The organism is Populibacterium corticicola, from assembly GCF_042683685.1.
In the GTDB taxonomy this organism is placed as follows: domain Bacteria; phylum Actinomycetota; class Actinomycetes; order Actinomycetales; family Cellulomonadaceae; genus Timonella; species Timonella corticicola.
Map to the genome: position 1 here is coordinate 456177 of NZ_JBHUOP010000003.1, position 12026 is coordinate 468202.

At 60.6% G+C, this 12026-nt stretch carries 9 protein-coding genes; 8 read left to right on the forward strand and 1 reads right to left on the reverse strand.

Features of this window, described 5'->3' with window-relative positions:
• The first annotated feature begins 305 nt into the window (after positions 1-305).
• From ACFSYH_RS08960 to ACFSYH_RS08995, 8 genes are all read left to right on the forward strand, one after another.
• Positions 306-1301, forward strand: a complete 996-nt coding sequence (locus tag ACFSYH_RS08960) for an ABC transporter permease (RefSeq protein WP_377466564.1) — start codon at positions 306-308, stop codon at positions 1299-1301.
• A complete protein-coding gene (locus ACFSYH_RS08965; protein WP_377466565.1) occupies positions 1294-2307 on the forward strand; it encodes an ABC transporter permease in 1014 nt (337 codons plus the stop codon). The genes ACFSYH_RS08960 and ACFSYH_RS08965 overlap by 8 nt, the downstream gene beginning before the upstream one ends.
• 70 nt (positions 2308-2377) lie before the next feature.
• Positions 2378-3250, forward strand: a complete 873-nt coding sequence (locus ACFSYH_RS08970) for an ABC transporter ATP-binding protein (protein WP_377466710.1) — start codon at positions 2378-2380, stop codon at positions 3248-3250.
• Positions 3244-4122, forward strand: a complete 879-nt coding sequence (locus ACFSYH_RS08975) for an ABC transporter ATP-binding protein (RefSeq protein ID WP_377466711.1) — start codon at positions 3244-3246, stop codon at positions 4120-4122. Before ACFSYH_RS08970 ends, ACFSYH_RS08975 begins: the two co-directional genes overlap by 7 nt.
• A complete protein-coding gene (locus ACFSYH_RS08980) occupies positions 4119-6083 on the forward strand; it encodes a beta-N-acetylhexosaminidase (RefSeq protein ID WP_377466566.1) in 1965 nt (654 codons plus the stop codon). Before ACFSYH_RS08975 ends, ACFSYH_RS08980 begins: the two co-directional genes overlap by 4 nt.
• On the forward strand, positions 6080-7636 hold the full coding sequence (locus ACFSYH_RS08985; RefSeq protein WP_377466567.1) for an N-acyl-D-amino-acid deacylase family protein: 1557 nt from the start codon (positions 6080-6082) through the stop codon (positions 7634-7636). The genes ACFSYH_RS08980 and ACFSYH_RS08985 overlap by 4 nt, the downstream gene beginning before the upstream one ends.
• 76 nt (positions 7637-7712) lie before the next feature.
• Positions 7713-9071 carry an alanine racemase gene (locus ACFSYH_RS08990; protein ID WP_377466568.1) on the forward strand — a complete coding sequence of 453 codons (1359 nt, stop codon included), beginning with the start codon at positions 7713-7715 and terminating at the stop codon, positions 9069-9071.
• 25 nt (positions 9072-9096) lie between these two features.
• A complete protein-coding gene (locus tag ACFSYH_RS08995) occupies positions 9097-9510 on the forward strand; it encodes a RidA family protein (RefSeq protein WP_377466569.1) in 414 nt (137 codons plus the stop codon).
• A 70-nt stretch (positions 9511-9580) separates the two neighbouring features.
• Here ACFSYH_RS08995 and yicI read toward each other — a convergent pair whose 3' ends face one another.
• Positions 9581-11887, reverse strand: a complete 2307-nt coding sequence (yicI, locus tag ACFSYH_RS09000; protein WP_377466570.1) for an alpha-xylosidase — start codon at positions 11885-11887, stop codon at positions 9581-9583.
• Positions 11888-12026: the final 139 nt, after the last annotated feature.

Here is a 12026-nt window from a genome sequence, read left to right on the forward strand (position 1 = left end):
TCACGGGTTGATTGAGAGCCGGGCGGTACGCCTCGCGCGCCGCCCGGCTCTCGCACCTACTGGCCCGCCGTATGGGTTCGGTCTCCCCGCCACCCACAGCACCCTCGATTTACCTCACCAGCGCAACCTTGTAACTCCTGAACAACCCCGCCACCGGGCGCAGAAACACTGAAATACCCTGAAGCGTAGACCTGAGTCTCGCCATCAGACACCAGTACATCCTGCTGAGCGCGTCAGTGCACATACCCCTGCAGCGCCCACCAACGGTAAGTTCACAAACGATCCAAGACGGGATGTAGCTACTCATGAAGTACTACCTGCGGCGATTCACGTTCTACGTGATAACACTCTGGGCCGCTATCTCCATCAACTTCCTGCTCCCTAGGCTTATGCCGGGTAACGCACAGGACATCTTCGTGGCGAAACTGCTGAGACGAGGCGGTGAGATAACGCCCGCCATGATGAATAGCATCGAGGCTATCTTCGGACGGGACGACGCTTCGCTCTGGGAGCAGTACCTGCAGTACTGGGGCAACCTTTTCAAAGGCGACTTCGGTATTTCCATCACCCGCTACCCGGTTCCAGTGGTGGAACTGATCGCGGCAGCCCTGCCGTGGACAATCGTCCTCGTTGGGCTCGCCACCATTATCTCCTTCGTGGTCGGCGTTGGGCTCGGCGCATGGGTCGGCTGGCACCGCGGTACCTGGGCAGATGGAATCGTCCCGTTCTCCACCCTCTTCCAGTCCGTTCCGTACTTCTGGATCGCACTCATCCTCATTGCAGTGTTCTCCGTGAACCTTGGAATCTTCCCCATCATTGGCGGGTATTCGCTGCGTGAGTTCCCGGCCGGACCTGAAATGTCCTGGGACTTCATCAAATCCGCCGCCTATCACGGAATCCTCCCGGCTCTCACCATCGTGATCTCGTCCTTCGGTGGCTGGCTGCTCGGTATGCGCAACATGATGGTCTCCACGCTCGCTGAGGACTACGTGGTCACCGCGGAGGCAAAGGGTCTGCGCCCCTCGCGCGTCGCGATGACCTATGCAACCCGCAACGCCGCTCTTCCGTCAATCGCAGGGTTCGGTATCACGCTCGGGTTCGTCGTGGCCGGTTCGATCGTCATGGAGCAGGTGTTCACCTACCCCGGCATCGGAAAGCTGATGATCAACGCTGTGAACGAGAACGACTTCGCACTGATGCAGGGCGTCTTCCTCGTCATCACCATCACTGTTCTCGCAGCGAACTTCATCATGGACCTCATCTATGGATTCATCGACCCGAGGGCGCGCCAAAATGTCTAACGAACACAACAACACCGAAGTGCTCGACAACTCTGAAGCACCAGAACAAAACAGTGACTCGACCTCGCAGAAGGTCGTACGCATTGAGAAGACCGATCGATTCCGCGGCATCAAGGAGATGCTGCCCGCGATGAGCTTTAAGCTCGGAGCAGGCCTCACCATCGTTATCGGAACGATCCTGTTCGCGATCGTCGCCCCATATTTCTCGCAGGATCCGAGGAACTATGACAACGCAGTGTTCCTCCCGCCAAGCGGTGAGCACATCCTGGGCACCAACAACCTGGGCGCGGACCTCTTTGCACAGCTTTCCGCCGGTGCCGGCGGTTCCCTCATGGTGGGTCTGGTTGCCGGTGGAATCGCAATCGTCATGTCCCTGATCTTCGGTGTGGTCTCCGGCTACCTCGGTGGGTGGACTGACGAGTTCCTCTCGCTGATCACCAACATCATGCTCGTCATCCCGGGCCTGCCACTTGTCATCGTGATCGCGTCCTACATGGAGCAACGTTCCATGTGGCTGATTGCGGTCATCCTCGGTTTCACCTCGTGGGCCGGTTCCGCGATCGTGCTGCGACTGCAGGCCCGCTCGCTGCGCAACCGCGACTACACCGCAGCTTCCAGGGTCGCCGGTGAGCGAACCTTCCGGATCGTGACCGTTGAAATCCTGCCCAACCTACTGCCGCTCCTCGCGGCGCAGTTCCTTGGCGCGGTTATCCTGGCCATTCTCTCCGAGGCCGGTCTATCCTTCCTTGGCCTTGGTCCAGACGGAGCGATCACCTGGGGAACCATTTTGAACCAGGCAAGCCAGCACAACGCATTCCAGATGGGCGCGTGGTGGTGGTTTGTGCCACCAGGCCTGATGATCGCCCTGTTTGGTAGTGGTCTTGCAATGATCAACCTCTCGATCGACGAGATCATCAACCCGAAGCTGCGTAACGCTCCACAGGCTGTTAAGCAGGTCCGTAAAGCCCAGAAGGCTGCCCGTGCCGCAGCTCGTGCACAGAACTAAGGAGGCGGCAACCATGACTGAAACTGCTCTCTACGCCGGTCCGCTCAGCTCAGCGGAGCACTCCACCTACATGGCAGAGAACGAGCCGGTGCTCACAGCCCACGACATCTCGATCACCTACGAGGTGAACCCGCCGGTTCACGCCGTGAAGAACGTGTCGCTCACCCTGAACCGCGGTGAGATTCTCGGCCTCGCGGGGGAGTCCGGCTGCGGCAAGACCACCCTCGCGTACGGAATCAACCAACTCCTCAAGCCTCCGGCCCTGCGCACGGGCGGTGAGATCACGTTCCACGACAAAGACGGAACGGACATCAACGTCGCCTCGCTGTCGGGCGACAGCCTGCGTGCGTTTCGCTGGGACAAGATCTCGATGGTGTTCCAGGGCGCGATGAACTCGCTCAACCCGGTCATCTCCATCAAGGCGCAACTTTTTGACGTGTTCACCACGCACCGTCCGGAGATGTCCAAGCGGGAGAAGCTCGAACGTTCGGAGGAACTCCTGAAACTCGTCGGCGTGGACCCACGTCGCCTCGACTCGTTCGCACACGAACTGTCGGGCGGTATGCGTCAGCGCGTAATGATCGCCATGGCCCTTGCCCTTAACCCGCAGGTCATGATCATGGATGAGCCAACCACAGCACTTGACGTGGTCGTGCAGAGGGGCATCCTGCGCGAGGTCATGCGACTGCGCGAACAGTTCAACTTCGCGGTCGTCTTCATCACCCACGACCTTCCGCTGCTGCTTGAGATCTCAGACCGCATTGCGGTCATGCTCAAGGGCGAGATCGTGGAGTTGGATACCTCGAAGAACATCTACGAGAAGCCTCAGCACGAGTACACCAAGAAGCTGCTCGGATCATTCCCAAGCCTCACCGGTGCTCGCGGCGGTTTTGTCCGCTCGGGCGTTGACGAGACTGCTACTGCTCAGGGAGACCAATCATGACCCTCGAAGTCACCGACCTGACCAAGGACTTCAAGATTCGCAAGGGCTTGAGGAGCAGCCTGCTGCGTGCGGTCAACGAAGCCAACTTTGTCCTTGAGCCGGGTAAGACCATCGCTTTGGTGGGTGAGTCCGGTTCTGGTAAGTCCACCATTGCCCGTATGATCGCGAAGTTGGAGACCCCATCCTCGGGAACCATAGCGATTGATGGCAAGCGGTCGGCTACTCGTGGTGCGGGCTTGCGTCAGTATCGTCGTAACGTGCAGATGGTGTTCCAGGACCCATTTGCCTCGTTGAATCCATTCCACACGATTGCCCACCACCTGGAGCGTCCGCTGCGACTGCACGGCAAGGCGAGGACTCAGGCTGAGGTGGACACGAAGGTCGTCGAACTGCTTGAGCGTGTGAACCTTGAGCCCGCTGCGGATATAGCACGTCGTCGTCCGCACGAACTGTCGGGTGGTCAGCGTCAGCGTGTCGCCATCGCTCGTGCGCTCGCGCCGGGTGCCCGGTACCTGATCGCGGACGAGCCGGTGTCGATGCTTGACGTGTCGATCCGTCTCTCGGTTCTGAACCTGCTGGCTCGCCTGCAACGCGAGGACAATCTGGGCGTTTTGTACATTACGCACGACCTTGCCACGGCACGTCACTTCTCGGACGAGATCATGGTCATGTACAAGGGAAACATCGTTGAGCGTGGTCTATCGGACGAGGTCATCTTGAACCCGCAGCACGATTACACCAAGATCCTGCTCGCTGCGGCCCCGAACCCTGCCAACCACGGCAAGTTGCGGGAGTCTGTGCGTGAGGAACTTGCGTCCGCGGCTGCGGGCAATGGCGGGGATCGCGACCAGTTTGGAACTCGCGGTCTATGACGGTTCCACATCAGTCGGTAGAGCCGCTTCACTCGGGTGGGGCGGCTCTGCCGTTGGGGGAAGCCTTTGGTCTGCTCCCTCAACCTTCACGGCCAGTTGTCTCGCCCGACCCCTCGCGGGTTTTCGTGCTCAGCGAGACTGACACTATTCATGCGGACACGTCATCGCTTGCGGGTGCTCGCCTGTTCGCGGCGCAGGTGCGCGAGGCGTTCGGCATCCACTTGAATCTACAGCGGGCCGATGGCGCCGCAACTGACGTTGCTGCTGGAAGAGCCGGCTTGGCGACGATTCCTAAAGTCGAGCGTGCCACGCCAGCTTCCAGCGGTGTGGTTCGGTTTACGCGCGTGCCTGATCTTGAGGATGCGTATGCCCTTGAGATCGATGACCACGGTATCGCGGTGGTTTCCCGCGATGAGGATGGGCTGCTCGCCGCCGTGGCAACGCTACGCCAACTTGCTGGTCCAGATGCGTTCCGTCGCGCACCGGTGACGCGGGGTCAGGTTGCCTACCCGCAGGTTACTGTCAATGACTCGCCGCGTTTCGAGTGGCGTGGCGTGCACCTGGATGTGGCTCGACACTTCATGCCGAAGGACGGGGTACTCCGATTCATTGACCTCGCGGCAAGCCACAAGCTCAACGTGGTGCACCTGCACCTGACCGACGATCAGGGATGGCGGGTTGAGATCAAGGCGTTCCCGGAACTGACCCGCGTGGGCGCGTGGCGTGCCGAGAGCGGTCTGGGCGCGTGGCGGCACAACCGTTTTGATGGTCAACCGCATGGCGGGTTCTACACGCAGGATGATCTACGCGAGATCGTGGCGTTCGCGAAGGATCGCGGCATCACGATCATGCCCGAGATCGACGTGCCGGGGCACTCGCAGGCAGCCATTGCGGCGTATCCGCACCTCGGCTGCGCAACCGCCAGCGATGAGCCACCGGTGGTCCGCACAACCTGGGGCATCTCCACGCAGGTCTTGAACCCTAATCATGACACCGTTGACTTCTTCAAAACCGTGTTCGATGAGGTCATAGACGTTTTCGACACCCCATACATAGGCCTTGGCGGCGATGAGGTGCCACCTCTTCTATGGCGCGAGGATCCGCAGATCGTTGCGTTTGCCAGCGAGTTAGGACTCAAGTCAGTCGACGAACTGCATGGCTGGTTCCTCGGCCAGTTGGGTGACTTTATCGTCTCCAAGGGGCGCCGCCCAGTCGTCTGGGACGAAGGTAGCTCCCCATACCTGTCCACCGAGGCGATCGTGACCACGTGGCGCGGCTACCAGTCCGGTGCGCAGGCTCTCGCACTCGGATATGACATCGTGCTCGCACCAGAGCAGAACCTTTATCTCGATCACCGGGCAGCGGACGGAGATCAAGAGCCCGTTCCGGTTGGTTTCGTACGCACGCTGAATGACGTGCTGGCGTTCGAGCCGGACAAGTTACCGCATCTCGGCACCCAGCCGAGCACCCAGGGTGAGTCCGAGGCACAAGGCGACCGGATCGTCGCCAATCAGGCACACGAGAGTGGGGAAGAGCCCCCTCGCACGGCACGGAAATCGCGGTTGCTGGGCGTTCAGGCACAACTGTGGACCGAGCATCTCAACACGCCACGGCGAGTTGACTACGCCGCGTACCCGCGCCTGAGCGCGTTTGCCGAGGTCGCATGGAGTCCGCGTGTCGACCGTACCGCAGGTACGGATGCGGCCATCGAGTTCGTTGAGCGGCTGAGCGCCCACCACCTGCCTCGGCTCGACGCCGCTGGCGTCGAGTACCGTCCACTGGACGGGCCGCTCCCATGGCAGCAGCGACCGGGCGTGCTGGGGTGGCCGCTCGACCTTGAGCAGGTGTTGCGTGAGGCCGGTGAACACGTGGGTGGCTGGCATGAGGGCATGGAACTGGAGGTCTCGGATGATGACGTGGCAGGGGAGACCTCTGCCGCGAGCGAGGTGCACTCCGAATGATCATCGCGGGGGCGTACCTTCCCGAGAACCCAACCGATCCGGTGGACATCCACGTGGAGCGCGATCGCATTACGGCGATCACCCCACACGATGCCAGCGTCCTCACCGGTGAGAGCACTATCGATGCCCATGGCCTCATTGCGATGCCCGGGCTCGTGGACTCGCACGTCCACGGTGAGGGAGCGTTGTTTGAACCGCGTGTGCAACGCGCGATGCTCAAACAGGGCGTCACGAGCGTTGTCCTTGGGCAGGACGGCGTGTCCTTCGCGCCGTCTCCCGCCGGAACGGGCCATTGCGCGGCGAAGTGGGCGGAAAACTACTTTGCCGCCATCAACGGCGCGGCTCCCAGCGGGTTCTCGCGGGGGTCAATCGCGGATTTCCTGGAGATTTTCGACGAGACCACGGCTTTGAACGTCGGCTATCTGATTCCGCATGGCACGGTTCGCTACGCCGTGAAGGGCGGTGGACCGGGAGCAGCCACAGATGCTGAACTCGCGCAGATGAGCGCACTCGTGCGTGAAGGGCTGCGTGACGGGGCGTGCGGTATCTCCACCGGTCTCGAATACACTCCCGCGAAGTTCTCAGACACCCGGGAACTCACCGAACTATTGCAGATCGTGGCCGACCACGGGCTGCCACATGTCAGTCACATGCGCGGATACGAGTCGGCAGCGGTGACCGCACTTGAGGAACTTCGGTCACTCGCGGTCGCCACGGGAATCCACACCCACGTATCCCACCTGCACGGGCCGCACCGCGAGATCACCGAGGCCCTCGACGCGTTCGGCACCGCGGGGTTGGGTATCACCTATGACACCTACCCGTACCTGCGGGGCTGCACGATCCTCTCGATGCTCGCGCTGCCGAGCTGGTTGCCGGTTGCGGATGTTGATGCCATGCTTGCTGCGCTGGGCGACCCGGAGCAGATTGCGCGACTGCACCGCGAACACCTCGATGCGCTGGACGAGTTGTGGCCACGCGTGACCCTGGCTGCGGTACCGGGCGAACTCTCATGGACCGAAGGCCTCAGCCTGCCCGAAGCAGCCACGCGCCTCGGGCTCAGCCCGGCCGACTGCCTGATCGAGTTGCTGAGAGCATCGCGATTGCGGGCCTCGGCGGTCTTCGCGCAACCACCCACCAACAGCCCCGAATCGGTGCGCCAGTTCGCACTCGACGAACGGCACGTCGCCGGTTCGGATGCGATCTACCAGGGCGGCAGTCCACACCCACGCGGCTGGGGAACATTCGCCAATTACCTACGCACCTACGTGATCGATGGACAGAACTGGACACTCGCGGATGCCGCACAGCACCTCGCACGTCGAAGCGCGGAACTCTTCCGATTCACCTCGCACGGACACTTAGGCGTTGGGAAGATAGCGGATATCGCGCTGCTCGACCTTGACCAGGTCCGAGACACCGCGACCTATGAGGATCCGCAATCCGAGGCCACTGGAATCGACACGGTCATAGTTCGTGGAACACCCGTGCTCCGCGACGGTGAACTCACTGGTGCGACGCCAGGGCGACCGCTGCGGCCAGAACCACGGTAATCGTCGCCAAGCGCCTCGGATGTGGCGCGCAGCACCGCCCAAACAGCCACATACGTAAACCGATACAAGGAAAAACATGAGTAACCATCGGCCCATAGGAGCCGCAACAAAAGGGCTTGCCCTGCGCGGTCCGCGCACTCTGGGGGAACTCCGTGAACAGTTCGCGGCCACCCCACACGTGATCGGCGGTTCACTCACACGCTATCCGGTCCTAGAACTGCGCCAGGAAGCGGTGGCGCACAACATCGCACTCATGGCAGCAGTCACCGGGCGACTTGGCGTCCAGCATGCGCCGCACATCAAGACCTCCATGTCGCCTCAGCTCGTGCAGCAGCAGCTCAGCGCGGGCAGTTGGGGCGTGACCACGGCAACCGTCGGACACATTTCGGCGCTCCTGTCGTGGGGACTGACGGGCTTGGACAACATCTTCCACGCCAATCAGGTTGTGCGTCCCGAAGACGCCGCCTACCTTGCGAGCGAAGTGCACGCTGCACACGTAGACGGCCGAGAACTCACGATCTACGTGTACGTGGATTCCGCCGCCGGTGTCTCGGGAATCAGCCAGGGAATCACCGAATTCGTTGCGTCAACGGGCTTGAACGCCGATGCTGCAGAGGACGTGCGCAAACACCTCGTTGTGACCGTGGAACTGGGTGTTCCAGACGGTCGGACGGGCGTGCGCTCAACGGATGACGCACGCGAGGTGGCACGGTGTGCCCGTGAGGCAGGACTGACTGTGCGCGGAGTCTCCGGATACGAGGGGTCGGTGGCCTCTGGTCAGACGGTGGAAGACCTTCATGCTGTGGGGGAGTTCGTTCGGGAACTGCGGTCTCTGGCAGGGCTGCTTGTGGAAGAGGGCCTGATCGATGTTGCGGCGGGTGGAGGCGAGATCGGTTCGGTGATCGTGTCCGCTGGAGGCTCCGCGTATCTGGATGTGGTGCTTGCTGAACTTGCCGGGCCTATCGCTCTGTCCGGTACCGGAGAACAAATCCCTGTCATTCCTGTCGTGCGCGCCGGAGCCTACGTCATCCACGATCACGGCCTACTCGAACGAGCCAACCCGTGGAAACGCATGCCTGCACAGTGGTTCGGCGACGCTGAATCGGCGCAACCGCAGGCCGCGGCAACGATCCACGCAGTCGTCCTCTCAACACCAGAACCTGGACTCGCGCTGCTCAACGTTGGTCGGCGCGACCTGCCATTCGACATTGACCTCCCGCGCATACTCAGCCACAACGGGTGGCAGGTGACCGCAGTCAACGACCAACATGCCTTTGTTCGCCCCGTTGCCGGAGAAGAACCGGAGCCGTTGCAGCCAGGCGACATCATGACCCTCGGGATATCACACCCGTGCACCCTCTTCGACAAGTGGACGCACGCCCTTGTCACCGACAACGATCATCGAATCGTTGACATCATCGAAACCCAGTTCTAGTCAACACCAGTCGTAGGAGAACATCGTGACCGAATGGACCAAGCAGGCAATCAGCACCCCGAACGCTCCAGCGCCAGCGCACACCTTCCACCAGGGCGTCCGCAAAGGACCTTTCGTGCAGGTGAGCGGCCAGGGACCGGTGGACCCGGCGACCGGTGAATACCTCTATATCGGGGACGTCAAAGCGCAGACCATCCGTACCCTCGAGAACGTCAAGGCAATCGTCGAGGCATCGGGTGCCACCTTCGACGACGTGGTCATGCTGCGCGTGTACCTCACCACGCGCGATGACTTCACCGCCATGAACGAGGCCTACGGGGAGTTCGTGGCAGCCAACTGCCCAGGTGGCGTACTGCCATCGCGGACAACCGTCATGACCGGCCTGCCACGCGAAGAGATGCTCATCGAGATTGACGCGATCGCTATCACCGCAAACTAGCCCCTGGAGCACAAAAAATCCCTGGTCACACGGAATCACTTCCGCGTGACCAGGGACTATCCGACCTAGGCTACAGCTCGTTGACTACAGGAGTTCCAGGTACGTGATCCACCACAGTGATGTGTGATGCCAGAGCCTCGGAATCCACAGAAGCCACGACTAGAGACATGCGCTCACCGGCAGGATTCTCAAGCTCAACGGTTGCTCCTGATCGGGGTGCACCGCCGCAACGCACCAGTTGAACCTCACGGATGAAGTCGTAGTCAGCCCGATCCTCACGGACACCGATTGGAAGCACAGTACCCTCACGGACATACAACGGCATCGAATCGAAGGCGTGGACCTCGGTACGCCAGCCACCACCAGTGACCACCTCACCCGTGAGCAGGTTCGTCCACTTGCCTGCAGGAAGATAGAACTGAACCTCACCCGAGGCACTGAATACCGGAGCCACAAGCAGGTCAGAGCCAATCATGTACTGACGGTCGAGGAACGCAGCGGTAGGATCCTGCGGGAACTCGAGCACCATCGCACGCATGAATGGAACGCCGGTGCGGTGTGCGTTCTGGCCAACCGCATAGAAATACGGCATGAGACGTGCCTTGAGTTTGGTGAATCGACGCGTCACCTCCACGGCGGACTGCCCGGGGCTCTCTGAGCCATCGTCAAAAAGCCACGGCACGCGATACGAGCGGGAACCGTGCAAACGCGAGTGGGAGGACATCAAGCCGAAGGCCACCCAACGCTTGAACACCCCCGAATCAGGCATGCCCTCGAACCCTCCGATGTCGTGGCTCCAAAAGCCAAAACCTGACATGGAAAGCGACAGCCCGCCACGCAGGGTCTCCGCCATGGACTCGTACGATGACGAGTTGTCCCCACCCCAGTGCACCGGCATTTTCTGCCCGCCGGCCGTTGCCGAACGTGCAAACAGGACGGCCTCCCCCTTGCCACGAACCTCTTCCAAGACCTCAAAAACAGCCTGGTTGTACAACTGGGTGTACCAGTTGTGCATTGCAGCGGGATCAATGGCGTCATGCCACACAAGATCAGCCGGGATGCGCTCGCCAAAGTCGGTTTTGATGGCATCAATGCCCTGATGGAGCAACGTGCGGATCTTTGACTGGAACCACGCGGTCGCCTCAGGGTTGGTGAAGTCGACCAGTGCCATACCTGCCTGCCACATGTCCCACTGCCACACGGAGCCGTCAGCCCGCTTTACCAAGTAGCCTGCCTGCGCTGCTTCATCAAAGAGTACGGACCGTTGCGCGATGTAAGGATTGATCCATGCTGAAAGATGCAGATCCTTATCTTTGTGAAGCCGTTTGAGCATCCCCTCCGGATCAGGGAACACCGACTCATCCCACACGAAGTCCGTCCAGTTGAACTCATGCATCCAAAAGCAGTCGAAGTGGAACACGGACAGCGGAATATCCCGCTCGGACATGCCATCAATGAACGAGTTGACGGTGTCTTCGTCGTATGAAGTCGTAAAGGATGTGGAGAGCCACAGGCCATATGACCACGCTGGAACGGAAGCAGGACGACCGGTCAACGCCGTGTAACGTGCCAAAGCACCCTTCTGAGTAGGTCCATCGAAGATCAGGATCTCGATTTCCTCGCCAGGTACGCTCATTTGAACTTGTTCGACAGTCTCAGAACCAACCTCGTATGAAACGTGCCCTGGATAGTTCACAAGAACACCATATCCACGCGAGGAAAGGTGGAACGGAACTGCTTTATAGGACTGCTCCGACGCGGTGCCGCCATCGGCGTTCCATACGTCAACGCTCTGGCCATTCTTGATGAGCGGGCCAAACCGTTCCCCCAAGCCGTAAATGAGTTCACCAACCGACAATCCCAACTGCGCATGCATGTAATGCGAGGCTGGAGGACGACCAGTGCTGGACACGCCGGTTGCACCAACCGGTTCGACCGCAACAGCTGCGCTCTCATCAAGCGTGACGTAACCGATCGACTTAGGTGTCATCTTTGTCAGAAGACGTCCACCCGAGGTGATCTCTACATTCCATGGAGCGCCCTTGGTGACCGTCGCAGTCAGTGCGCCAGTAGAAAAAGTCGCCGAATCGTCGCCAATCTCAACGACCGGTGCGACCGGGCTGCCTTCCAGATCAAAACCCGGCTGCGGGTGCCCGCCCTTGTGGTTATAGGCGTGAATCTTCAACACGCCTTCAGCAGGCGAGGAAAAAGACACCGTCAGCGATGTCAGGTTCAAGGTATCGCCACGCTTTGTGATGACACGGGTGGGCGCGTAGACGACAAGCGAATCATCGTGTTGGGCGAACTCGTACGCCTCTTGAGCGTACTTGACCGAAACACCAGGTCTGAGACTCCAGAACCCATCGGTGAACTTCATAACCGAACTAACTCCTCATGCGGACAACTCCGCACCAGTTGAAGAACAAAAGACAATAGCGGGTGCGCCGTATAACGACCTTGCGGTGCGCGCAACGACACCTAGTGCGGGGCCAGACCATAATCGCCTAGCCCCGCGG